The sequence below is a fragment of the Paraburkholderia sp. GAS32 genome (assembly GCF_050434225.1).
In the GTDB taxonomy this organism is placed as follows: Bacteria; Pseudomonadota; Gammaproteobacteria; order Burkholderiales; family Burkholderiaceae; genus Paraburkholderia; species Paraburkholderia madseniana.
This window is the reverse complement of the sequence record NZ_JBNPVS010000067.1, coordinates 13,245-38,421: the sequence shown is the minus strand read 5'-3', so window position 1 is coordinate 38,421 and position 25,177 is coordinate 13,245. Positions and strand designations below refer to the sequence as shown.

The window sequence follows — 25,177 nt, the reverse complement described above, 5'->3', positions numbered from 1 at the left end:
TCGACATGAACGTCACACCTGATGCGCCCTTATAAACGCTGCACACTCTTCGATCGAAGCCATACCTTCATCCAGCATCGGAGCGTACAGCTGCCAGCCATGGATCATGCCGTCAAAAATTTTCAGATCAGCCGCCACACCAACAGCCTGCATCCGCGCAACAACCGTAATCGAGTCGTCATGCAATCTCTCCCAACTACCTACATGCACCAACGTCGGAGGCAGACCGCTAAAGTCCGAATAGAACGGCGTCACTTTGGGCGACTTGCGGTCGCCCACGCCAAGAAACGAAGACGTCAACAGGTTCAACAGTTCTGTAGAAATGATTGGATCATCGTGAACCTCCTGATAAGAAGCACCTTCCCTCGCCAAATCCAACCAGGGCGACGCCAACGTCAACGAACTGGGTAGCGGAAGTCCAGCTTCCTTGGCACGCACCGCAGTGGCAAGCGCCAAATTGCCTCCCACCGAATCCCCGCTTAAGGCCATCCTCTCCGGGGTGTAACCCTGACTCAGTGCCCATTGATACACGGCGAATGCATCATCGTGGGCGGCAGGAGCTGGATTTTCGGGGGCGAGGCGGTAATCGGGCACTAACACGGCGCTCCCCGCGGCGCGTGCCAAGTTGGAAGCGATGACACGGTGTGTGCGGCTCGAACCAATGACGAAGCCACCACCGTGATAATGAATGATGAGGCGCAAGTCATCCCCACCTTCGGGCAAGATCAAATCGCCCTCACAAGGACCACACTTCACGCGCTTGATTTTGACGTTCTCCGCCACAGGCAACTGGCTCGTAGCATCCTCTAGCCATGCGCGCATCATGTCCGGCGTGGCCTTTTCCGGAGGGGGATTTTCGGCGCTAATTTCAAGAATTCTTTTCAGTTGCTGCATGGTCATATTCGTTCTCCTGATGAGTTTGGGCCGAGGCACCCTCGATTGACCTCATTTGCTCCCCGATCTTTGTGTTGGTCTCGCCCTTTCGTCAGCAATCCCAAGCGGCGATTGGCGCCGCAATTTTTCAGACCCGCAAACTACATGTCGATTGCCATTGTGTGATTCTGATACTCAAGATTATTATCATACGCCACAATTGTCAATACCAAGTTTGTCAAATAAAGCATGAGCCTGAAGGTGCGGTGTGATTCCGACCAGGAATGAGCCTCGGGCGACGGGAAACGGCGCCTGGCCGCCGGCCAGTATGGCGGGTCGATCGACCTGTCTGATTTTTCAGTCTTGGAGAACGGCCTCGGCTGCTTCAGTTGAATTCAGTTGAACAATACCGCTGCCTGAACTCGTCGGGCGTCAGGTACGCCAGACTTGATTACGGCCGAATCGCATTGTAGTGGCGCCGCCACTGTTCGATCACGACTTTTACATCCGCACGAGTGCGAAACCACTCGAGGCTCAGACGCTCGTCGCGGAATTTACCGCTGAAACTCTCATCCGCACCGTTCTGCCACGGCTTGCCTGGATCACTGAGCGCCATTTCCATACCGTCTTCAACCGCCCAACGTTTGCGCTGGTGGTCAGATCGACGGAATACGATCGCTCCTCCGTCTGACGACACGCTAGTGGCGAAATCAACAACGTCCACGGGAAACCGCGTCAGATCTATCCGCAACGGCATCAGTTAATGCGCCGCCGTTTTTCGAATTTACAAGAATCGATGGAACGAAAACCAGTGCCGTTATCGACGAGCTGCGCGCGACCGGCATTCGCAGGATGGGCAGGTAGCCCTCGTTGCTGCTGAGCGGTTTTGACATTGCGGGTTGATGTTTTAAACATAGACGGTTAGTTGCGTTATTAGTCCATTTTGTTAATGCCTGCGCGCAACACCAGCCACCAGCGCGACGGCGCGTCCACTCTCATGTGGGCAATCGCCTTGCGCCTGCGTGACTGGTAGCCAGGGTCACTTCCGGGGGGGAATTGTAGAACGCACACCGACTCGAAACCCACCGAAGTCCGCGCCCTCACCTTGCGCTCCGGCACATCCTCATGGCGGCATGGATCGGCCAGCCGTGACTCCGAGGCTTGGTGTGGTAGCTGGCGGCAACATTGGAAACATGATTTTCCGCCCTCCTACCGAAGTCGAACCGCGACATGGTTGCGCAGCAAGCTGTTTCCTCACCTTGCGCGGAAAAATATTTCCCAAATATTGATCTTTCGTTCATCTCGATATTAATATGGACACGTTGGCGCGCGATACGCACTCACCTGAATCGTGCTCTCCACGGCCGCCATCCCCGAATTGATCCGGCTTCTGAAGCAAGTACAACGGATTAGGTTGCCAGCGAAACGAAGGCGTAGCCAGGAGACGGAGATGCTCAGCCCACATGAATTCGCCACGCTCATGCTGCTCAAGGATGCGCCGGACCCAATGAGCCTGGATCGTGCAGATCTGGAAACGCTTCTTGAACAACAACTTGTCACACTGGAGCAACTCGCCTCCGGTCAACAACGCCCTCGCGTTACCGACGACGGCCAGCTTTTTCTCAAGGCTGCTGCGCGCATGCTTGACGACAAATAACACTTAGTGGGTGATCCAGTTCTTCAGCCAAGGGAGCCTTCCTTGAGTGACTCGTGGGCGGGAATTGTCGTGGGGGTTTTAGGACTGGCCGTCGCCGCAGTGCTGGTTGCCAGTCACTACCGTCGCGAATTGATACGGCGGAGAATGCTCAAGCAAATGGACCCACGCCAATGTTGGGACGTGATGCGTCATCGCCGATGAAAAGCATATTTTCAAAGTTGCAGATGGTCTGCGGCTTAGGGGAGCCTAAGCACCTGGCACGGAGACTCCGTTTTAGGGGGAGACGACTGCATGCCCGATCTGACTTTTGCCGAAAGAATCAGCGAGCGCACCTATCAGTTCGGGCAACAAGACGGCAGCCTCGAACGATGTACTGGTGAGTAGCGACAAATCCCCCGGACACTAATCGAGCAGGAATTCGCGCTTCCAGTACCGCCCGATCCTGCGGATTCAGCCGCCGTCGTGCCAAGCTAAAGACTCCGGCAGGCCAAACCGCATGCCGCTTCCTCGTCCATCAGAATTGCTGTCGGCTGCTGCCTCAGCAGGACCCAGTCGCACGCGATTCCCCTCCTTCAGCGCTGAACTATCACATCGCCATCGGCAAAAAGCCGACCCGGAGCAGTCCGTCGGCACGGTTGCCCGAACGGCAGGTATAGGTGACTTCTGCCAATCACGTATCTCGAGCGGAAAAGAGCCGACGTTGGCCGGAACGGATTTGTGGCACTCCTCGCCAACATAGACAACCACCAGGCGAACGACCGTAAAACACTCTGGGAGAGCGTGTTTCCTTTTGGCAAGTCGATCAAGATTCCGCAGCATAGGAGGTTACCTCGCGTTGCATCATGCAAACATCTTCGCATTTAGCTGCAGATAAAAGCCTCGCAGGCAGCCCCGAGCCCGCGAATATTGGATGACCGAAACGCGGAGCCCGGAGTCCTGGAACCAGGCGGGCACGCTTGGCAAAGCATCTGCTGACTAGTCGAGCGCAACATGCGCCTAAAAAGCGAATGCACTCTCGAGTTCATGTGGCGTATGAAAATGCTCCACAAATTTTATGTAGAGAACGGAAGAATCTCAGTGCCAAGGCGGCGCGTCGCATTCTATGAGTTGCGGAGCATTTCATGCACTCAAAAAAGGTGGTGGCCCCCAGCATTATCTGTTGCATTTCTTCTGTCGCTCATCTTCAGGCAAGCGGCAACCGAATGTTAGCGAGGGATTGGCCTTCCGATGACCATTATCCACTCGTGCAACTCCAAACGAGTTGACACACTTCACATCCCAGATTTCGCTGGTGCCCGGATACCGCCTACTATTCCGATCCGGAAAATAGTGTTTTCGCGCGCGGCATCTATACCCAGAAATAAAACATCACTATCCTAGCGCTCGTATATTGCCGTGTGGTATGTCTCAAGCAGCCTGGGTGGCAATGTACCAGCGAGCCTTCCTGTCGGCCGCTGTTTTCGACCAAGGGACATCCCTATAGCACTGTGTGTCCCCTCTCGTCACGAGCACGGCCTTCTCCGTGCTCGTTTTTTTCCTCTATAGTGTTTCGTACCGACGGCCTTTCATTCGCGTTGCCATGCGATTGCTAAACGTCAACAGGGAACCTGCGATCACCGCCCACACAGGAACCCCCGAGAAAGATACAGCAACGAGGTGCCGACGTATCCGAAGACTCCCACCAAAAATCAAATGATCCGTTGCTAGGAAGTCGCTTTCTTTTGCACGAAATGAAGATTATGATGGTACTTTAGATATCTTGGTGGCTATTAATCCTCGGCGGAAGAACAATGGGACACTCCCAAGCAGATAAATTGGCGACACATCAACGGATCGTTGATGTAGCCGCAAAGCGGTTTCGTGAGGTTGGACTGGAAGGCGTCAGCGTGGCAGATATCATGACGGAAGCCGGGCTCACGGTAGGCGGGTTCTATAAGCACTTTGAGTCACGCGATGACCTCGTTGTGGAAGCCTTGGCCGCCGCACTTTCGGACCTAGACAGGTGGGAGATTGCTCACAGGTCAAACATCCGCAAGGCAATGCGCAGCTATCTGTCTGAGACTCACCGCGATGCGTTGAGTGAAAGTTGTGCATTATCGGCGCTTGTGAATGATGTCAGTCGGAGCAGCGAAGCCGCTCGCGACGCCTATACAATGCGTCTTAGGCGGATATTCGACTTCTTCGAGAAGGCTCTTCCTGCCGATTTGGCCGAAAGTAAGCGCCCGAGAGCCATGCTTCTCTTCAGTGCGTGCGTCGGAGGTTTGGCGCTCGCCAGAACCGTTTCGGATCCGAAACTCTCGAAGCAAATTCTGGACAATGTAGCTGACGAACTGGTTGGGTTATACGCTGTGCAGCACACCTGAAAATAGTTCCATTATCGGATAATGGCGCCGAATCGCAATACAGGCCACTAACGCAAAGATGTGATTGCCTGACCGCCGCCCGATGCAACCTCGGACGATACTGACAAGGCGCTCGTTGCGTGCGCCGGAGGTGCACCATATCCATACCGACACACAGACAGATGTACCGGGAGGACTGCTTCCCGGCATCAATTGTAGACGCATAGGCCGGTGCATTCCCGAGCAGTTCGAAACCTGCCGGAAACACTGCGCCTCGAACAGTTACCGGCATTTCGCATATAGCACCCCGGAGACCACACGCGTCGCGTTCAGACCGAACTAGGCAATTGCATTCTTCTGCGCGGCGAAGTTGATGTCTTCGTCCACGGTCGACTTGCCGCGCGTCCTTCGCCCACGCTGGAACACAACGTCTCGTCCAAACAACATCGAGGATCGCCAACGGTCCGGCCAGAGAATGCCAGCCGCCCTCTGCCGATGCCGGCGCCGTGGTGTACCCCCGCCACGTTCTGTCGGTATGCCGCGCCCTCCAGCTCGCAAGAGTTGCATCTGGCATCTCCTGAACATACCGAGCGTAGCAACATATTTTTAAACGCGATGTTCAGGCATGTTCACGGCTGAAAAAATGCCGCCGACCCGCTCGGGCACTTCTCCATAGCGACCTCGTGCGACACGTCGTGTCAGCAAAACTCACGCCTGCCAAGTTCAGATCTATTCGTGGTGTCCGTGGTAGCAACGCTACGTAGTCCTTGCACGCTAATTTACGCTACTGAAGCGCTGGGGATTCGCCTTCCGCCGCGCGTTTTGCCTCTCAGAGGATATCCTCTAACACCTCAGATATTCTTTCGATTTGTGGCGTATATGTATACTCCTTAAAACTCACCAAGATCGCCGCGGTATGATCCAAACCCAACAAAGCGGTTTGCGACTACAACTCGTGGGATGACAACACCTCGGCCAGTGGCGAATCGTCTTGTAGCTGACCGTCACTCCGTGCTCGAACAGCAACTCCCGATGCCGCACTGGCTTTTCTGGAATCGGAAATAGCAACGCGCAGCATGACTGATGGCCGGGATCCGGGAGCCGGTGATTCTGATAAAGCGATTTCGTTTTCGACATCGCATCATGTCATGCGAGCGCTCACTCAACGTGACAGCACCATTCGCGCATCTCCTCACCATGCAGTCGCAGACATCCATGATTTTTTTGAGTCTCGCTTTCATCCCGCGCAAATTTTCTGGATGTTATATATACTCCACATTGAGATCGCCGTCATAGCCTGCGGATGCGAAGGAGTCGATCCCACGCAAATATCCCAGTCAGGAGGGCGCTATGGCTGGATCGGCCGGCCTCAACCAGACGAGCAAGTTGATTTTCGAGGAATTTGAGCAAGTGGACACGCGGACGAAAGACGAGAACGATCAGATACAGGCGGCCGTCGGCCGGGGTGCGAAAAGGCAAGCGCGACGCGGGTTTTGGCTTGCAAGCGGGGCGGCGATCTTGGCCATCGGAATTGGCATATGGATTCGCTCAGGAAGCGGAGCGTCTCCCTCCACTGACGCACACGCAGCGCCACTCCCACACGTAACGGTGAGCAAACCGCTTATGAGGGAGCTCGACACACGACTCGGTTTCCTCGGACAATTCTCCGCAGTCGACCAGGTTGAACTGCGCCCCCAAGTCGGCGGCACCCTAACCGGCATACTTTTCAAGGATGGAGACATCGTCCACAAGGGTGATTCGCTCTTTACGATCGACTCGCGCCCGTATGAGATAAGACTTGCTCAGGCTCAATCCCAGCTTGAGACGGCGACGGCTCGGCTCGTACTTGCAAATCGCGAACTCAGTCGCGCGCAGAAACTTCAACTTAACGACGCTGGAACAATCCAGAATGTCGAACAGCGTACGTCTGACCAACAGACGGCACAAGCTTCAGTCGACGACGCCAAAGCCCAGATTCACGACGCTCAGTTCGACATGGAGCACTGCCGTATCACTGCGCCCTTCACTGGACGCATCGGCTCGCATCTTGTTTCTGTAGGCAACCTAGTTTCCGGCAGTCGCGCGGCGACCAGTCCGACGACCCTCCTTGCCACACTTGTGTCGCTCGATCCTATCCATTTCGACTTCGACATGAGCGAGGCCGACTTCCAGACCTTTTCAGAATACCGTACGCAGACCAACGGAGTCCTTTCTGACAAAGTTGAGCTTGCAATTGGTAACGGTAACGGATTTTCGCGTCAGGGTACGCTCGACTTTATAAACAACGTTCTCGACCGTTCAAGCGGAACGATTCACGCCCGGGCAACCGTTCCGAATCCTGACCGTCTTCTGACTCCCGGAGAGTTCGCGCGCGTGAGGCTGATTGTTGCACGTCCTGTGCCCACGCTGCTCGTGCCAGACGCAGCCGTACTTCCTGACCAATCGCAACACATAGTCATGACCGTATCCGCGGACGGCACTGTTGTGCCTAAACAGGTTGAAGTCGGCGATATTCGTGGAGGCCTTCGGGTAATCCGCACCGGCATCACTGCGAATGACCGCGTGATTGTAGATGGGTTGCCGTATGTGTCGCCCGGAGCAAAGGTAGTAACGCAGGATGGTGCGATTCGTTACTCCTCCAACCAGGACTAGGATCGAACCAGAACCATGCGCATTGCACATTTCTTTATTGACCGACCGCGATTCGCGACTGTCGTAAGCAGCTTTTTGACACTGATCGGACTCGGGGCGATGTTCGTGCTCCCGGTCGCACAATATCCGGAAATTGTTCCGCCGACTGTGCAGATTACGACGACCTATCCAGGGGCGTCGGCGGAGACCATCGCACGCACAGTTGCTACGCCACTCGAGCAACAGATCAATGGCGTGGAGAACATGATTTACATGAGCAGCCAGTCCACCGGCGATGGCAAGCTCGCGATAACCGTCACCTTCCGGATCGGCACCGACCTTAACGTCGCACAGATGCTGACGCAGAACCGCGTGCAGGATGCCCTGCCAAGGCTGCCGGAAGACGTCCAGCGACTAGGTGTCCAGGTCAGGAAGTCTACGCCAAGCATACTTATGGCGGTACACCTCTATTCGCCGGACAAATCGCACGGCATGCTTTATCTTTCGAACTATGCGACTTTGCACGTGAAGGACGCGCTTGCGCGACTGGAAGGCGTCGGTGATGTACAGTTCCTGGGTGCACGCGAATATGCTATGCGTATCTGGCTCGATCCAGACAAGGTCGCTGCCAACAATCTCAATGCAGGCGAGGTACTTACAGCATTACGTGCTCAAAATCTGCAGGTCTCGGCTGGCATTTTGAATCAGCCACCCACTCCCGGGACCGCGGCGTATCAGATTAACGTCGAAGCACTTGGTCGGCTTTCTACGCCCGCGCAGTTTGCAGACATCGTCGTGAAATCCGACAGCCAGGGACGTGTGACGCGTATCCGCGACATTGGTCACGTCGAGGTTGGTGCAGCTGACTACGGCTCAACGGCCTTCATGGATCGCAACGACTCATCGTCTTTGCTGGTTTTCGCTGAGCCTGGCGCCAACTCCCTGGCGGTCGAGCATGAAGTCCTGTCCACCATGCAGGAGCTGAAGAAGGACTTCCCGCAGGGCGTCGATTACAAGATTATTTACGACCCGACAATCTTCATTGGCAAATCGGTCCACGAGGTGATCATCACGATTTTCGTCGCGATTCTGCTTGTCGTCGGCGTAGTGTTTATCTTCCTTCAAAATTGGCGCGCCACAATTATTCCGGTCATTGCGATCCCGGTTTCGCTACTCGGATCGTTTATTGTGCTGGATGCGTTCGGGATATCGCTTAACAATCTGTCTCTATTTGGACTAGTCCTTGCGGTCGGCATCGTAGTCGACGACGCGATCGTTGTTGTCGAGAATGTGGAGCGTAACATGCGCTCTGGGATGGCGCCGATAGAGGCCGCTCATCGAACAATGGACGAAGTCGGTGGCGCACTCCTCTCGATTGCCCTAACGTTATGTGCCGTGTTCGTCCCCTCTGCGTTTCTGAGTGGGATCTCGGGACTTTTCTTCCGTCAGTTTGCAGTCACCATCGCGGCGTCGACTGTCATTTCGTGTTTCGTGTCACTCACCCTCAGCCCAGCGCTTTGTGCTGTTCTCTTCAAGGCTCACGAACCCCACAACGCTACACGCGCCGGCGGGCCGTATCGGCTGCTGCACGCAGGGTTTGACCGTTTCAATCGCGGCTTCGACAGGCTGTCATTCGGATACGGGAATCTCACTCGCCGCATGGTCCGGGGACTAACCGTTGTACTAGTGATCTATCTAGCGCTAATTGGCGTGGCGGCACTGGAACTCTCACACACTCCGACCGGTTTCATTCCTGAGCAGGACCAGGGCTATCTGATCACCGTCGTTCAACTGCCACCTGGCGCATCGTTGGACAGAACCGAGAAGGTAGTTCGACGTGCCGCCGACATCATCCTGACGACGCGCGGAGTTGAACACGTTGCCCCGTTCGCAGGGCTCGATGCGACGACCTTCACGGTGGCCTCAAACTCCGGCACCATCTTTTCTGGGTTACCGTCGCTCTACAATCACTCTATCCATGGTGTAACTGCGAATACGGTATTGGCGGACCTGCGCAAGCGCCTATCGGCAATCCATGAAGCGTACGTCCTTACAATTCCGCCTCCGCCGGTGCAGGGTATCGGCAACGCCGGTGGCTTCAAGATGATGCTCGAGGACCGTGCTGGCCTCGGCCCGGAAGCGCTCGTGCAGGCAGCACATGCTCTCGTCGCCGCGGCCAACAAGGATCCAAGTTTTGCCGGCGCGTTCACGTTGTTTAATGCGGGTTCGCCCTCGGTCTTCGCTGACATCGACCGCGTGAAAGCGGAGCAGGTTGGGCTCACCCCAACTGACGTCTTCTCTGCGCTACAGGTCTATCTGGGCTCGCAGTATGTGAACGACTTTAACTACCTCGGCAGAACCTACCAGGTGATCGTCCAGGCTGATGGCCAGTTCAGGCGTACCCCGCAGGATATAACTCGACTGAAAGTGCGCAACACGTCTGGCGAAATGGTGCCGATTGGCACGGTCGCGCAAATGCGCAGCAGTACGATTCCGTATCGCGTGCCTCGCTATAACCTCTACCCTGCTGCCGAGGTTCAAGGGGTTGCTGCGCCAGGCGTCGCGACCGGAACGGCACTGCGCCGGATGGAGGAGCTGGCGCATCAGATTCTCCCGCAGGGCATTGGATTTGAGTGGACCGAGCTTGCTTACCAACAGCAGCAACGTGGCACCCCGACTCTTCTCGTCTTTGGTGCGGCCGCTCTATTCGTGTTTCTTGTTCTGGTTGCCCAGTACGAGAGCTGGAAGCTACCTCTCGCGATCGTTCTGATTGTGCCCATGTGTCTGCTCGCGTCGGTAACTGGCTTGATATTCCGCGGTATGTCAATCGACATCCTTGCGCAGATCGGCTTCGTTGTTCTTGTCGGTCTTGCCGCCAAAAATGCGATTCTGATTGTAGAGTTCGCGCGTCAGAAGGAAGACGAAGGCACGCTCCCCGCCGACGCTGCAGTGCATGCAGCGCGTACGCGCCTTCGCCCAATCCTCATGACATCTTTTGCGTTTATCCTGGGAGTTGCTCCGCTCGCTGTTTCAACAGGCGCCGGTGCTGAAATGCGGCAATCGCTTGGAACGGCCGTGTTGTTCGGGATGTTGGGTGTGACTTGCTTCGGCTTACTTTTCACACCCGCATTTTATGTATTCATCCGCAAATTTGGCCACAAGGAGCGCGCATGACGACCAGAATCGCTTTCGAATCTCGGCGCTGCTGCGCTCTCGGAGCTCACAACCTGCGATCCGCGCCTGAACGCCAACGGTATGCGGAAACTTCTCTCACAGTGAGCGGGAGCGCGAGAGTGTGCCTCGGGCGTTTAACGATCCCTCGCGTGTCGGCAAGCAAAAACTCGGGACGTATGCTCGGGGTTATGGTCGCAAGTTTCGCTCTCGGACTTTCCGGGTGCGCTGTTGGGCCCGACTACGTACCCCCTGCGGCCCACTTCGCTCCGTTTCACAATATCACAGCAACGAACGCTCCAAAAACTCGGGTGGCCGCGCCTGGCCTCGACCGTTGGTGGACGGGCTTCAACGATCCGATACTTGTCACAGTCGTAGAACGGACGCTGGACGAGAACCTTGATCTTGCAGTTGCACTTGCACGAGTCCAGCAGGCCCGGGCAACGGCGACCGCAGCTGGCGCTCAGCTCCTCCCGACAGTAGATCTTGACGCAACGGGAACGGCCCAGCATCAAAGCCTCCGAAGCCCGCTGGGTGCACTTGGGAGCACCCTCCCCGGATACACCCGCGATCAGAAAGAGTACAACGTAGGGGCCTTCTCGAGTTGGGAAATCGATCTGGCCGGCGGCCTACGCCGTAATGCCGCGGCGGCTCGTGATGAGGTACAAGCCGCGCAGGACGAACAGGTTGGGACACGAATCACTGTTGCTGCGGATGCTGCCGACGCCTACCTGCAGATCAGAGGGTTCCAGGCGAGATTGGCGGTGGCGAATGATCAAATCGAAACCGATACACATCTTCTGAGCCTCGTTCAGGTCCGACGCCGGCTAGGCGCCGCAGAAGACAGGGAAGTGGCTCAGGCGGAGGCGCTGCTCAAACAGGCAACATCGACTGTCCCGGCGCTTCGCACCGGATTGGAGGCACAGCTTAACCGACTTGACGTTCTGATGGGCGCACAGCCGGGAACGTATGCGAAGGAGTTGGCAAATCCGAGCGAAATCCCAGCAATTCCCTCAATTGATGCGAGCGACGAGCCGTTGGACGTTCTCCGACGCCGTCCGGACATCATGGCGGCGGAACGGCGACTGGCCGCCTCCAGTGAGCGCATCGGAGCCGCAATCTCGGACTACTATCCGAAAATCTCGCTTTCCGGCGCACTCGGATTCGACAGCACAAGCACCAATCACCTGTTCACGGGCTCAGCGTTCCAACCCATTGGGATAGGAGCGCTCCGGTGGCGTCTTTTCGATTTCGGCAAAGTCAATGCAGAAGTTGCGCAGGCACGCGGCGCTAATGCGGAAGCGCTCGCCGAATATCGACAGGCGGCCCTCAAAGCTACAGAAGACGTCGAAGATGCTCTCTTCGTACTCTCACAGACAGAGGTACGGTTGCACGAATTGCAGGGCGAAGTTGCGTCGCTGACCCGTGCCCGCGACCTGTCTCAACGCGCGTATGAAGCGGGCGCGATACAGCTCACCGACGTCCTCGACGCTAATCGCCAGCTACTCATTGCGCGAGATGATGTGGACAGTAGCCGTGCGGATGCCGCGCGCGCCGCCGTACGCACGTTTCGCGCACTCGGGGGCGGCTGGAACGCTCCTGATAGCACGCGGATTGCGAATAACAGGTGACGTCCGGTAAGTGATGTTGAAGTGGAACATCGACGATCAATGTATTGCACGCCGAAAGACCTCTACCAACCTCAACAAGCCGCTCCGTAGGTTCGCAATATTTCGTGAATCAGTGCGGGTAGGCGCCGAGCGACTTGCTGAGTGTCGCTCGGCGCACGCAAATTCATGGTTGCACCGTCCCATAGCAGCATCAAGGTATCGGCCAATCCAGCAGCATCGGCCACATCCGATGCTAGACTGAGCTTCCGCAACAATCCGTGAAACGCATGCTTATATTCGGCTATCGTCACGCGCACAGGATGTGCCGCATTTGGGAAGTGCCTCACAAGCCGGTGCATACGACAATCATGGCAATCGCCGGCCAGCAAGCGGTTCGATAGATCGACAAACAGTTGCCGTAGTTGCTCACGCGGACTCCCTGAGAAATGATTCAGAAGTGCGTCCCACTGAGCGAGCTCGCGTTCACAGAGTTGTACAACGCAGGCCTGTACCAAACCTTCGCGCGATCCGAACGAACGATAGATATTCATTTTGTGGAAGCCTGCCTCGGCCGCAACACGGTCGAGGCCCACAGAGTCGTACATTTCAGAGCAAAAGAGTTCCGCAGCGGCTTCCAGAATGGTATTTCTTGCATCGCACGCAGCAACTCTACTTCGACGGTGCAACGGCTGGCTACGTTTGGACAGCGCCGCGTCCGCTTCCCTCTTCGTCGACAACCCTTTGTATGCAGGTCGGTCCGCAATCTTCATAGTCTTTCGTGCATTTTCGCCAGACACTTCAATCAGTGCATTCCCTCGCAGGAACTGCTATCCCAACTATCGAATCCCCAAGCTTATGGCCCAGGTCTCTTCAAATGAACTCACATCATGATCCCGACATTGTGCCGCTCGCAACTCGCGGACATCGAGTTCAACAGGCCAGCGAGCGGCCCCGCCGACGGCGTCTATCACGCATAGCTTAACATCGAGAATTACGCATACTAAGCCACCTCGTTGGCGATCATGTTAGCGGAAACAAGTGCATGCGAACATCGTACGAGGGAAAGCCGGCGCTATTAACTAACAATCAGCCTGGTTTAACAACAACTGTACAAGTAGTCCCAGCAGAAAGCATAAGACCATCTGGCACATGATCAATCCGAATCCTTACAGGCACCCGCTGCGCCAACCTGACCCAGTTGAAAGTAGGATTCACATCAGCTAGCAGCTCTCGGCTCTGCGGATTGTCCCGATCATAAATCCCGCGCGAAATGCTCTCCACATGCCCCTGCAATACCCCGCCGCTCATCAGCCGCATCTCCGCCTTGTCGCCGACGTTGACGTGCGGCAGCTTCGTCTCTTCAAAATACCCATACACCCAGAACGAATGACTATCCACAATTGCAAGCTTCGCAGAGCCCGCCGTCGCATAGTCCCCCTGGAACACGCTCAGATTGGTCACGTATCCGTCCACCGGTGACACTACCCGCGTGCGCTCCAGATTCAGCTTCGCCGCATCGAGTGCGGCCAACGCCTCCTCATAGGCAGCTTCCGCCGCCGATGCCGTATGCGTCGCGTTATCCCGGCTCTCCTTCGAGACCACCAGGCTGTCCATGTCCGCGCGTCGTCGCGCGTCGTCGCGGCGCATCTGCAGTTCGGCTTTACGTGCTGCAACCGCCGCCTCGGCCTGCTCCACCGTGATCTGATAATGCGATGGGTCAATCTGCATCAGCAAATCGCCCTTCTTCACGAACTGGTTGTCGTGTACCGGCAGCGCCACTACCGCGCCTGAAACGTCCGGCGCAATGTTGACAACGTCCGCGCGCACCCGTCCGTCACGCGTCCATGGTTCATCCATGTAGTGAACCCACAAGGCACGGCCAATCAGGATCGCGACAATGAATACGACAGCTGTTGCGATAAGACCTAGAGCATTTCGGATGGTCATGATTCGATTCTAATCAACGATAAACGGCGAGACTCAACACGCCGCATACACACACGAGCAAGGCGGCGCGGAACAGGTTGGGGTGCCAAACAATGCGGTAAAGGCCCGTATAGGCGATCACACGATCCAGCAACCAGGTAAGCGCAACGCCGACGATAGACAGCAGCACGATTGCCGGCACGTACGCATCAAGGACAGCGACTTCACGTGGCATGGCGAACTCCGTCCTGGACATTGGTCGGTGCGTCCACCCGCGCTCCCAAGGGCGATTGCGGATCGAGCAGCGCGGTACGAATAAAATGCAGATGGCTCAAAATGCGTTGCAGCTGATGACGCTCTTCGTCCGGCGACGTGAACGTCGTCATCGCTTGCTGTATAGCCGCAAGCGCATCGGTCGTGGCCGCCAGGGCTTCGTACAAGCGCTGTGTATCCGGGCGATCGAACAGCGCCGCGACTGCGTCGCGCGTCTTGCGCTCGGCCACCCGCCACGACGTCTTCACCTCATAGCGGGCATCGTCCGGCAGCGCCCCAATCTCCAGACGCATGTCAATAATCGCGTTACCTACTTCGAGCACCGTGAACAACCAACGCAAACTGTCCCGTTGCACCTCGGGCTCCTTTGCGGCAAGTGCATTGATCTGGAACATCAAGTCGCGCGTTCCGCTTTCGAAGCGGGACCGGAGCCGTTTGAGGCGGGAATGGCAGGCTGGCACGATCTGACGACGCAGGTCGACCAACAGCCGGTTGCGCATCCATGGCAGCGATGGCGGCAGCAGGAGCGCAAACGCCACCGCGGCCACGGCCATCCCCAGAAAAGTCGCCAGCGCGTCATTCATCACCCCCGCCGGATCGTAACTGATCACATTGTCCGGGCCAGCGAGGAAGCAGAAGGAGATGCAGTAGCCCACGCCGTAACCGGCCAGTTTGGGACGCGTCGTCATAAAGACGCCGAGCAACAGGAATGGAGCAAGCGCAACGCACAGCAGCGGGAAACCGTCAATACGTGGATACAGACCGAATATCACGATCATTGCCATCAGCGACGTCAGGATCGCACCGCCCGCCATCTGGAACGCGGCGCGGGTCGGATTCGGCGACGACGACGCCAACGCGGAGACTGCGGCGCCGAAGGGCAGCAGCGTTTCGCCACCGCTTGGCCACGCGGTCGCGATCCAGAATGCCCCGAGTAACGCCAAGACGATCGTCGCACGGATGCCGGCGACACCGGCGACAAATGCGTTGGTCTTCGGCTCGTAATGTTCGATCCAGCGCTCGCGTTCGTGCGCGTCGACAGCCAGCGATGCATAGGTGGCCGTATACGCATGCAGATCGTCGATAAAGCGGAAAAGAAGTTCGGCGGCCGTATCGAAATCGAGTAGCGGCACGTCAGGTTTCGCCTCGAGCACGTCGCGCGTCGCGAGCATCCGTTTTCGCAACTCGGGTTTGTAGGCTTCAAGTTGCCTCGCCGCATGTGCGGCGTCCGCAGCGGTGAGAACCGGTTCGCCCGATTTGTCGAGTAGCGGCGCGATCTCCTTGAAATACGGCTCGATTGCTTCGATCGCGGCGGACGCACCAGCATCACGCAACCGGTTCATCAACTGATGCAAGGCGTGAAAGCGTGTCGACGCGGCCATGAACTCGCTGTTCAGCCGGGACAGACGACCGCTCCTCATCCGCGAAGCGGGCGTTTCGAACACGGCGACGCTGCGAATCGCTTCGAAGCCCACGACGTCGGCAACAAAGCGCGCGTTAGTCGCTTCGATTTCTGTGCGGACCAACCGTCCCGACAGCGATGCCGCGATATAATCAACGAACGCGCTAAAACGAGCGCGTGCCGTAGTGCGCATCTGTTCACCGGTGAGCTGCGGAAACACCAGTCCGCTAACTGCACCCGCGCAAACAATACCGATCACGACTTCCGCCACACGCGTCAGCGCTGACACGAACGCGTCATCCGGATGTTGTGCACCATGAAAGCCGACCAACGCCGCCGTGTAGCCGGCCAGCACAAACCCATACGTGCGGAAATTGCGGTTACGCGCAGCACCCGCAGTGCAGATGCCGACCCAGATAGCCGTCGAGGCGATAAACAGTTCGGGCTGCTGAGAAAACAGGCTGATGAATACCAGCATCGCCACGAGACCGGCCAGCGTGCCGCAGATCCGGTAGAAGCTCTTAGCGAACACCATCCCGCTTTGCGGCTGCATCACGATGAACACGGTGAGCATCGCGGTGCGCGGCTGCGGCAGGTCAAGCTTCATCGCAACGAAGAGCGCAAGAAACACGGCGGCCAGCACCTTGAACAGATAGATCCACGTGCGGCCGGCTGTGCGCGCCCAGTAGACCGCCGCCGAGTTGAGGGTCGTGAGAGTCAGCAGCCGGCGGGGAGCCGATGGGGGGGAGATAGACATGATCGCCTTGGCCTTCATTGCACAACAGCCGCGTGGGTGGACGCCTTGCTGACCGTGTTGGCGGTCGCAGAGGCTGCTGATGCGGCGGCGGCCGGCGCGGTAGCCGGTGCGTTGCCGTGACCGTGCGCGGCCAGCGTCTCATCCTGCTTTGGGCCGTCCGCGGGATCGGCGAGGCCGCCGCCAAGCGCGGTCATCAGCGAGGTGTGGGCGCTGAGGCGCTGGGCCTGGATACGTGCGACACCCTCCTGAGCCCGCAGTAACTGGTTCTGCGCGACCAGCACATTGAGGTAATCCGTCAGACCGCGCCGGTAGCCTTCTTTCACCAGGTCATAGTTTTTGCGCGCGATGGCAACCGAGCGCTCCGCATCGCTTTCCTGAGTCTCCAGCGAGCGAATGCGCACCACCTGGTCGGCCACGTCCTTCAGTGCGCCGACGATAGTCTGGTTGTACTGCTCGACCGCCGTGTCGTAGCCCGCATCCGCTGCACCCAGCTCCGAACGCAGCCGACCCCCGTCGAAAATCGGCAGCGACAGCGCCGGACCAGCCGTCCAGCCGCCGCTCGCCGACCGCAGGAACTGAAACAGCGGACCCGCCGCGGCATAGCCGCCCATCGACGCGAGCAGATTGATGTCCGGATAGAAGTTGGCCTTGGCGACGTCGATGCCGCGCGCCTGCGCCGCTACGGTCCAGCGCGCCGCGACGACGTCGGGCCGGTGGCCGAGCAGCTCAGCAGGCAAGGCCGAAGGCAAACCGGCAGGGGCATTCAACGCTAGCGTCGGCCGGGCGATCGAATCGCCCGCGCCCGGCCCCTTGCCAGCCAGCGCGGCGAGCTGATTGTGGCTAAGTGCGATCTGCTCTGCGAGCTCGTCGATCTGCCGTTCGTATTCGGGCAGCGGCGTTTCGGACTGGCTTACGTCGAGTTGGGTGCCGAGACCGCCTTTCAGGCGGCGCGTTGCGAGACCGGCGATCTGCTGCTGTTGGGTAAGCGTGGCCCTCGCGATATCGAGCAGCGCGCAATTCAACGACATGCCGATATATGCCCGCACCACATTCCCTTCAAGTTCGAGCTGTGCGGCGCGTTCGTCGGCCGCACTGGCATAAGCGGCGTCGAGCGCGCGCTCTGCGGCGTTCTTGTCCTTGCCCCACAGGTCGAGGTGATAGGACAGGCCAATCGTGCCGGTGTTGTTCCAAGTGTTTGCGTTGGAAAGCCGGCCCGGTCCGTAACGGACATTGTCCGGCCAGTGCTCGCGTTCGATCGAGAGGCTGCCGTCGACCCGCGGCGACAATGCCGCGTGTGCCACACCGGCCAGCGATTGCGCCAGGCGCACCCGCGCCTGCGCAATCGCGAGCGTTGGATTGCCGGCCACTGCCGCGTCAATCCACGCGTTGAGCTGCGGATCGTTGTAAGCACGCCACCAGTCGACAACAGGCCATTGCGCCTCGATATTGGCGGCACGAACGGCGGCACCAGCATCGAGAGAGGCCAGCGCAATGCCACTGGCTTGCGGGGCGATTCCTCGAGTACTGGCACAGCCTGCCATTGTTAGTGAGATCGCAAGAATGACGAGCGCTGCACCGTTTTTCTTCAGCGGAAATTGCACAATTCTTCCCTTATGTGGCACGGTCTCGGCGTTTCAGTATATTTTTTGATCCATTCGTGAATAAGTCGTAAAAATACAAGTAATCCTTACTAAAATTGAGACAATCGTTCTTGCTAAACGTGTAACAATTATCCTAGCTCAGTAAGGATATATATGGACACGCTTCAAAACATGCGCGTGTTTCTCCGCGTCGTGGAAGCAGGCAGCTTCACGGGTGCAGCGCAACACCTGAATACGACCACGGCGTACGCATCGCGCGCGGTCTCCGACCTGGAAACGCATCTGCGTACACGGCTATTGAATCGGACCACGCGCCGCCTCGCGTTGACCGAGGCAGGGCAACGCTATCGGCAACGTTGCGAGCAGATCATCGCCTACGTGGATCAGGCCGAGGCAGAGGCGAGCGATGCTCATGCAAGGCCGTCCGGCAAGCTGAAAGTCCATGCCATGACGAGCATCGGCCAGCACTATGTGGTGCCGGCTATTGGGCAATATCAACAGCGTTACCCGGAAGTGCACATTGAGTTGACGCTGGCGCAGCGAGTGCCCGACCTGATCGAAGAGGGCTACGACGTCGCGCTGACACTCGCGCTGGGTTTGCCCGATTCGATCTTTGTGTCACAGCGCCTGGGCAGTGCATTCAGCATTGCCTGCGCGTCGCCCGCTTATCTGGAACGTAGTGGCGTGCCGCAGGTTCCGGCGGATCTCAACCGCCATACCTGTCTGCAAATGGTCACGCCAGTTTTTCCGGCCAACGAATGGATCTTCGATGGCCCGAACGGCCGGGAAACGTTCGAACTTGGGGCCGCAGCGTTCCAGGTGAACGCCTTCGAAGCACTGGCTGTAGCAGTGCGGGAGGGAATGGGTATCGGCCTCGTGCCGATCTACTCGGCGATCAGCGGCCTGCGCAGCGGCCAGCTCGTGCGGATTCTGCCGGAGTACACATCGCAGGAGATGAATCTTTACGCGCTATATCCCTCGCGCCGGTATCTCGACGCAAAGATCCGCACGTGGGTCGAATTCCTGCGCGACCAACTGCCGCCCACGCTGGCCGCCGATCACGCTGAATTATGCAAGTTCGCGTGTAGCTGATTCCTGAATATGAAACCGGTGCAACGCATCTTTATAGGTTCCTTGAGCTCGGCGTTGAGCGCCTCGAACATGGTTCAACCAACGGGCACACAACAGAAACTCGATGTTGCGGCATCCGTGTCGACAGCGTTGTACAGAATTGTCCTGTTGTCCCTTAACCGCGAGAGTTCAGTCACCTTTGAGAGATGGTCACGTTAGATCGCGCAACGACAACTGCGCAAAGTTGTCGTCGGACAGCAGCCTGAAAGCGATCAGGCCGCACCGCGTTGTATATTCTCCGCTTCGCATCGATCGACCGATCCACCTAGAACGAATGTCGTATCCCAAGCATGGCGGCTGCCTGATTCATTCCCTTGCCCGGCGTGCCGCCTGCGGCGCTGACCGCGTAAGCTGCATTCCGACTATTCTGCAGGAAGGCTACCTGTGCATAGACCGCCGTGCGTACCGATAGCAAATAAGTCGTTCGCATCATCTCCATGTTCGCCCGCGTATCTTGCCGGCTGTTGACGATCCGCTGCACCAAGCTGTCAATGATCAGCGACGGTGTCACCTTGTATTGCCCTTCCAGCGCAAACTGATTCGACGTAACGTCGGGCGTCAACAGCGAATCCGCCTCGACGTGTCGATTTATCCAAACCGCACTGAACATGAACTTGTCGAACTTCAAGTAGCCGTCGACAAGTAGGCGCGAGTCGTGATCTCCGCTGCCCGACATGGGAAGTGGTGTGAGGCCATTGAACAGGTTGACGGAGGCACCCGGACCACCGTTCTGGCGATCGTAGACCGCCGCGACACCCCAGTATTTTGCGTCATACTCCAGCAGCATCGACCATTCTCGGCATGCTTGGGCGTTGCCCGGAATGCTACCCGCGCATGGACTCGCGCCTGGCGTGTTCGAACCACCCGCAGGTGACGCGTCCCGACCAAACGAATAGCTTGCGCCGACAGTCAGGCCACTGAAGCTTTTCCGGTAAGCCACGGTGTTGTCGCTGCGCGGGACAGAGAAACCCGCATCAAGCGAATCAATCCCATATATGCCAGGCCCAATGAAATCGCCGTACACGGATGCCCACGCCAGCATCGTGTACTGACGACCGAAGGTCAATGCGCCGAGTGGTCCGTCAATTCCTACGAACGCTTGCCGCCCGAACAGGCGCCCACCCTGACCAAGGTTGCCTGTACCGGCGTTAAAACCGCTTTCGAGCGTGAATATAGCGTTATAGCCATCACCGAGAGGCTCGACCCCCTTCACCCCCCAGCGCGACGGAAGCTCCCCCGTGAGGCCCTGCAAACGTGCGACCGAGTGGCCGGCAGAATTTGCGTTGTGAATATATTCAACACCGGTATCGACCAAACCATAGAGCAAAACGCTCTGCGCCTGTGCAGAGGTACACCAACCACCTACCTGGACCGCCGCAGCGATGATGGACACAACTACGATTCGCCTCATGTCTCCTCCATTTATATAGTACTACTAATTTAAATCAGCATCTTCCTCCGCTTAGTCAAGACACCCATGAGCATCTAGTCTGTTCGGTTCGATACCTCCGCATATCCCGAGCCGCAGGTGTTTTCGCCATCCGTGCTTCAACTACATCCGCTCGGCGCGTCGCATCAAAACCGGCTTGCTCTCAACGTTGAGCTGGCATTGAGTCGATTTTCCGCACCGTCGTCGCAGCCGGCTTCTGTTGGTGTTCAGCGTGCCTTTCTGGCAAAGCGTGTGGCTCAGTGCACCAGCCCGCATGGCGGCTGGTGCACTGAGCTTAGTGCCGTTCCACTGTCAGCTTGCGCCAGGGCACATCGAATCGTCGGAAACGCTCACTCCAGGAATTCGGCTATCAGCCCGGAAAAATGCGCGGCACGTTCGATCTGGGTCCAGTGACCACACCGCCCAAATACGTGGAGCTGAGCTCGCTGGATCAGCTCAAGGAGGCGGAAACTATTGGAGATCGGAACCACCCGATCCTCGCGACCGTGAAGAATCAAGGTTTCGTGCGGCAGCCCTGCGATCGCAACCTCATTCGACGCCAGAGCGTCGACCCAACGCTGCCTTGGCGCCGGGAACAGGCCGGCATACGATTTCTGGAATCCCGGCTCGATGCTCGCGCGGTAGCGCAGCTCCACAAGCTCGTCGGTAATCAACTCATTGTCGAAGGCGAACCAGTCAAGCAAACGTTTCATGTTTTCAACCGTCGGCTCATAACCCCACACTGCGTCCAGACCTGGCGTTATTGGGAAAGGAACGCCAACACTACCGCACAACACCAGCCGCCTTACGCGCTCGGGCCGGGCAATCGCGGCCGCAAGCGCCACCGCCCCTCCGAATGAATTGCCCACGAGAACGACCTGTCCAAGGCCAAGCGCATCCATCAGATCGAACAACTGGTCTGTCCACGTCCCAATGCTACACACCAGCCCTTGCGGACCTTCGCTAAACCCAAAGCCGAACATGTCGGGGGCAATCACGCGGAAACGCGATGCGAGCACCGGCATCGTCAGACGCCAGTTCGCGTAGGCCGAAACGCCCGGGCCCGATCCATGAACCAGAATCACCGGCGGGCCTTCCCCCATTTCCAGAACATTTGTACGCCACCGGCCCGTCCGGACCATACGACCAACTTCGGGCCGTGTAGCGGCAAGGGTCGTGCTCATGGGCGCACCGTGTCGAGAAACCAGGCTCGAGCCAAACGCCCACGTCTTCCGGACACCGCGCCCGATCGGTTGCCGCTGGAACGCTGTACTGTCATAGCTGTTTATTCCTCCCTGAAAGCCTCTATTCGAAGAGACCGTGCGCCCTGCTTTCGTGCGGACAGGTTCGAAGTCTCACCAAACTCTGCCTCCATCATCAATCCCACAATCTCGATTGTCAATACAAATCACGAGATTTTATGGAAACGCGGCTTTTCAGGCGCAGCCGTTTGCGCTGCAAACACTCAACGACTTCGGGCGTACGCGCGACGAGTGTCGGAACTGACGAGAGTCACCGCGGCAATCAGCACCTAGCAGATCGCGACTGCAACGCGGGCGATTTCCTCAAAGATCTAAGCGGAAATGCCAGTGACTATTGGCGGCGGCGCCAAATTCACGTAAAACGGACGGTTTCAAACTCACCATAGTGACGGAGACCATTCGCCACCACCACGTCGCGACCAACCTCACATGGCCCATTACGAAGAACATGCGAAACACTACGGGGAGTGACAGAAAGTACCGAAGAAGAAACGAAGAAGAGCTCGGCGTTAGAGAGATGAGTTCGAAGAAAACGAACGAAGAAACGATACTTTCACGCCGCCAGCCTTAGATGACTTTCAGATCGCCAATGACAAGTGACAATACGCACGATGATTTCGTCACAACGACACGCAGCCTCTATTCAGGCAAACAGCGAGACGTCGCGTCCGGGTTCCCGGAAGACCGCTCAGCTGAATGCGAGTTCTGTCGCGAGAAGGTGATCCGCTATGGGGTGCGGAGCAACGTGAACGACTGAAAGCTCGATGAGTTCTACCGGGTCGCCTTCCGCAGGAAGATCTATGACTCCATCCCGGCCTTGCAAACCGATCTGGAGGCATGGCTTGACCAGTACAACAATGAGCGCGAACATCAGGGACGATGGTGCTATGGCAAAACACCTATGCGTACCTTCCTCGATTCACTCGAACTTGCCAGGGAGAAACTGATCCCTCACTAGATCTGCTTCCTTATCTCGCTTCTCCGACTACCTGTCAGGTCCGGTCTAGGCTAATACATATGATCGCCAGCCGACGGACGCGGCATACTCGCGAAGCCCATTCATTCGCCGCGGATCAACTCCACGATCTCGTAATATAAATAGTACTTTCTATATCGATTTATCTCGCATCTTGATTCTCATTGCGATAAAACCGAATTAATTGCGAATTAGCCAACTCCACCTCCTGCCACATATAGAGTCTGACCGGTAATGTAAGATGCCTCCTTGGAGGCGAGGAAACATATCGCGGCAGCAAGTTCTTCGGGTCTTCCGAATCTTCCCATTGGGGTGTCGCGCAGCGTCTGTTCCACAACGCCTTCAAAACCACGAACATCTATGTCGCTTAGCGGCTTTGAATTGCGTGGTGTGGCGCGGGTGCCAACATCCACCCCTCCGGGAGCTACGCAATTAACGCGAATACCAGTCGTGCCCAACTCTAATGACAGAGCGGCAGTGATCGCAGCGACACCGCCTTTGGCTGCCGCATAGGGAACGCGATTGATACCCCGGGTCGCTACTGATCCTACATTGACGATCGCGCCAGAATTTTGTCGCAACATCACCGGCAGTACGGCATGGCATCCCCAAAGCGTCGGCCAGAGAGATCGCTGGATCTCAGCAACAATTTCCTCCGGTGCGTACTCCCAGTAGGGTTTAGACCAAATGGTGCCACCAACATTGTGTACGGCCACGTCAATACGCCCAAAGTCTTGCTCGATATTCTTAACGAGATCAACGGATCCCTCTTGATGTTCAAGGTCATGCACGGCATAGATCGCATTGCCGCCATCGTTTTTGATCTGCTGAACTGCGGCCTGCGCAGGTTCAATTGCCCGGTCAGCGACAATCACGGTCGCTCCTTCGCGTGCTAACTGACGTGCTGCTGCAAAGCCAATTCCCTGTGCGGCGCCGGTCACCAACGCAATACTTCCATCAAATCGCAAATGGCTCATATCTACTCCCAATCTCCGTCGTATTTCGCTGTGGTATCGCCGCAGAACCTTAAATCTATCAGGCAATATTAATGGGTATTGCATAGATAAGCAGTGAAGGGCTCATCTATTACACGGTTCCGCACCGTTGCCGCAACCGGCTTCTGTTGGTGTTCGGCGTGCCTTTCTGGCAAAGCGTGTGGCTCAGTACACCAGTCCGCGTGGCGGCTGGTGCACTGAGCTTAGTGCCGTTCCACTGTCAGCTTGCGCCAGAGCGCATCGAATCGTCGGAAGCGCTTACTCCAGGAACTGGGCGATCAGCCTGGAAAAATGCGCGGCACGTTCGATCTGGGTCCAGTGACCACACCGCCCAAATACGTGGAGCTGAGCTCGCTGGATCAGCTCAAGGAGGCGGAAACTATTGGAAACCGGAACCACCCGATCCTCGCGACCGTGAAGAATCAAGGTTTCGTGTGGCAGCCCTGCGATCGCCGCCTCATCCGACGCCAGAGCGTCGACCCAACGCTGCCTTGGCGCCGGGAACAGGCCGGCATACGATTTCTGGAATCCCGGCTCGATGCTCGCGCGGTAGCGCAGCTCCACAAGCTCGTCGGTAATCAACTCATCGTCGAAGGCGAACCAGTCAAGCAGACGCTTCATGTTTTCAACCGTCGGCTCATAACCCCACACTGCGTCCAGACCCGGCGTTATTGGGAAAGGAACACCAACACTACCGCACAACACCAGCCGCCTTACGCGCTCAGGCCGGGCAATCGCGGCCGCGAGCGCCACCGCCCCCCCGAATGAATTACCAACGAGATCGACCTGCTCAAGGCCAAGCGCATCCATCAGATTGAACAACTGGTCTGTCCACGTCCCGATGCTGCACACCAGCCCTTGCGGACCTTCGCTAAACCCAAAGCCGAACATGTCGGGGGCAATCACCCGGAAACGCGATGCGAGTACCGGCATCGTCAGACGCCAGTTTGCGTAGGCTGAAACGCCCGGGCCCGATCCATGAACCAGAATCACCGGTGGGCCTTCCCCCATTTCCAGCACATTTGTACGCCATGGGCCCGTCTGGACCATACGGCCGACTTCGGGCCGTGTTGCGGAAAGGGCCGTGCTCATGGGCGTACCGTGTCGAGAAACCAGGCTCGCGCCGAATGCCGGCATCTTC

At 57.4% G+C, this 25,177-nt stretch carries 16 protein-coding genes and 2 pseudogenes; 7 read left to right on the top strand and 11 right to left on the bottom strand.

The window, feature by feature from the left end; genetic code table 11:
* Positions 1 to 12 precede the first annotated feature (12 nt).
* The gene (locus tag P3T25_RS44395) at positions 13 to 900 is read right to left on the bottom strand and encodes an alpha/beta hydrolase (RefSeq protein ID WP_429363740.1); all 888 of its coding nucleotides are present in this window, start codon (positions 898 to 900) and stop codon (positions 13 to 15) included.
* A 330-nt stretch (positions 901 to 1,230) separates the two neighbouring features.
* Positions 1,231 to 1,591: pseudogene (locus P3T25_RS44390) on the bottom strand (integrase core domain-containing protein); the annotation flags it as partial.
* Between the two features lie 732 nt (positions 1,592 to 2,323).
* On the opposite strand from P3T25_RS44390, the gene P3T25_RS44385 reads away from it, so the two are divergent.
* The 5 genes from P3T25_RS44385 (at position 2,324) to P3T25_RS44365 (ending at position 12,305) form a co-directional block, all read left to right on the top strand.
* Positions 2,324 to 2,530: a hypothetical protein gene (locus P3T25_RS44385; RefSeq protein ID WP_429363738.1), complete on the top strand. Its 207-nt coding sequence runs from the start codon at positions 2,324 to 2,326 to the stop codon at positions 2,528 to 2,530.
* A 1,790-nt stretch (positions 2,531 to 4,320) separates the two neighbouring features.
* On the top strand, positions 4,321 to 4,893 hold the full coding sequence (locus tag P3T25_RS44380; RefSeq protein WP_429363736.1) for a TetR/AcrR family transcriptional regulator: 573 nt from the start codon (positions 4,321 to 4,323) through the stop codon (positions 4,891 to 4,893).
* Between the two features lie 1,329 nt (positions 4,894 to 6,222).
* Positions 6,223 to 7,524, top strand: a complete 1,302-nt coding sequence (locus P3T25_RS44375; RefSeq protein ID WP_429363734.1) for an efflux RND transporter periplasmic adaptor subunit — start codon at positions 6,223 to 6,225, stop codon at positions 7,522 to 7,524.
* 15 nt (positions 7,525 to 7,539) lie between these two features.
* Entirely contained in the window at positions 7,540 to 10,677 is a 3,138-nt protein-coding gene (locus tag P3T25_RS44370) for an efflux RND transporter permease subunit (protein WP_429363732.1), read from the top strand.
* Between the two features lie 176 nt (positions 10,678 to 10,853).
* Positions 10,854 to 12,305, top strand: a complete 1,452-nt coding sequence (locus tag P3T25_RS44365; RefSeq protein ID WP_429363762.1) for an efflux transporter outer membrane subunit — start codon at positions 10,854 to 10,856, stop codon at positions 12,303 to 12,305.
* A 71-nt stretch (positions 12,306 to 12,376) separates the two neighbouring features.
* Here P3T25_RS44365 and P3T25_RS44360 read toward each other — a convergent pair whose 3' ends face one another.
* The 5 genes from P3T25_RS44360 to P3T25_RS44340 all read right to left on the bottom strand — a co-directional run bounded on the left by P3T25_RS44360 (position 12,377) and on the right by P3T25_RS44340 (position 18,243).
* Positions 12,377 to 13,054, bottom strand: a complete 678-nt coding sequence (locus P3T25_RS44360) for a TetR/AcrR family transcriptional regulator (RefSeq protein WP_429363730.1) — start codon at positions 13,052 to 13,054, stop codon at positions 12,377 to 12,379.
* Between the two features lie 316 nt (positions 13,055 to 13,370).
* Positions 13,371 to 14,231, bottom strand: a complete 861-nt coding sequence (locus tag P3T25_RS44355) for an efflux RND transporter periplasmic adaptor subunit (protein ID WP_429363728.1) — start codon at positions 14,229 to 14,231, stop codon at positions 13,371 to 13,373.
* Positions 14,232 to 14,244: 13 nt separating this feature from the next.
* Positions 14,245 to 14,445 (bottom strand): DUF1656 domain-containing protein, encoded by a 201-nt coding sequence (locus P3T25_RS44350; RefSeq protein ID WP_429363726.1) that lies wholly within the window; start codon positions 14,443 to 14,445, stop codon positions 14,245 to 14,247.
* A complete protein-coding gene (locus P3T25_RS44345; RefSeq protein ID WP_429363724.1) occupies positions 14,435 to 16,642 on the bottom strand; it encodes an FUSC family protein in 2,208 nt (735 codons plus the stop codon). Before P3T25_RS44345 ends, P3T25_RS44350 begins: the two co-directional genes overlap by 11 nt.
* A 14-nt stretch (positions 16,643 to 16,656) precedes the next feature.
* A complete protein-coding gene (locus P3T25_RS44340; RefSeq protein ID WP_429363722.1) occupies positions 16,657 to 18,243 on the bottom strand; it encodes an efflux transporter outer membrane subunit in 1,587 nt (528 codons plus the stop codon).
* A gap of 153 nt (positions 18,244 to 18,396) precedes the next feature.
* Between P3T25_RS44340 and P3T25_RS44335 the strand changes: the two genes are divergently transcribed.
* On the top strand, positions 18,397 to 19,335 hold the full coding sequence (locus tag P3T25_RS44335; protein WP_429363720.1) for a LysR family transcriptional regulator: 939 nt from the start codon (positions 18,397 to 18,399) through the stop codon (positions 19,333 to 19,335).
* A gap of 304 nt (positions 19,336 to 19,639) precedes the next feature.
* On the opposite strand, the gene P3T25_RS44330 is transcribed toward P3T25_RS44335, so the two are convergent.
* Positions 19,640 to 20,785, bottom strand: a complete 1,146-nt coding sequence (locus tag P3T25_RS44330) for a porin (RefSeq protein WP_429363718.1) — start codon at positions 20,783 to 20,785, stop codon at positions 19,640 to 19,642.
* 368 nt (positions 20,786 to 21,153) lie between these two features.
* Entirely contained in the window at positions 21,154 to 21,987 is an 834-nt protein-coding gene (locus tag P3T25_RS44325) for an alpha/beta fold hydrolase (protein WP_429363716.1), read from the bottom strand.
* Positions 21,988 to 22,825: 838 nt separating this feature from the next.
* Here P3T25_RS44325 and P3T25_RS44320 point away from each other — a divergent pair.
* A pseudogene (locus P3T25_RS44320) lies at positions 22,826 to 23,023 on the top strand (IS481 family transposase); the annotation flags it as partial.
* A 209-nt stretch (positions 23,024 to 23,232) separates the two neighbouring features.
* Here P3T25_RS44320 and P3T25_RS44315 read toward each other — a convergent pair.
* Positions 23,233 to 24,018 (bottom strand): 1,6-dihydroxycyclohexa-2,4-diene-1-carboxylate dehydrogenase, encoded by a 786-nt coding sequence (locus P3T25_RS44315; protein ID WP_429363714.1) that lies wholly within the window; start codon positions 24,016 to 24,018, stop codon positions 23,233 to 23,235.
* 276 nt (positions 24,019 to 24,294) lie between these two features.
* A complete protein-coding gene (locus P3T25_RS44310) occupies positions 24,295 to 25,128 on the bottom strand; it encodes an alpha/beta fold hydrolase (protein WP_429363712.1) in 834 nt (277 codons plus the stop codon).
* Positions 25,129 to 25,177: the final 49 nt, after the last annotated feature.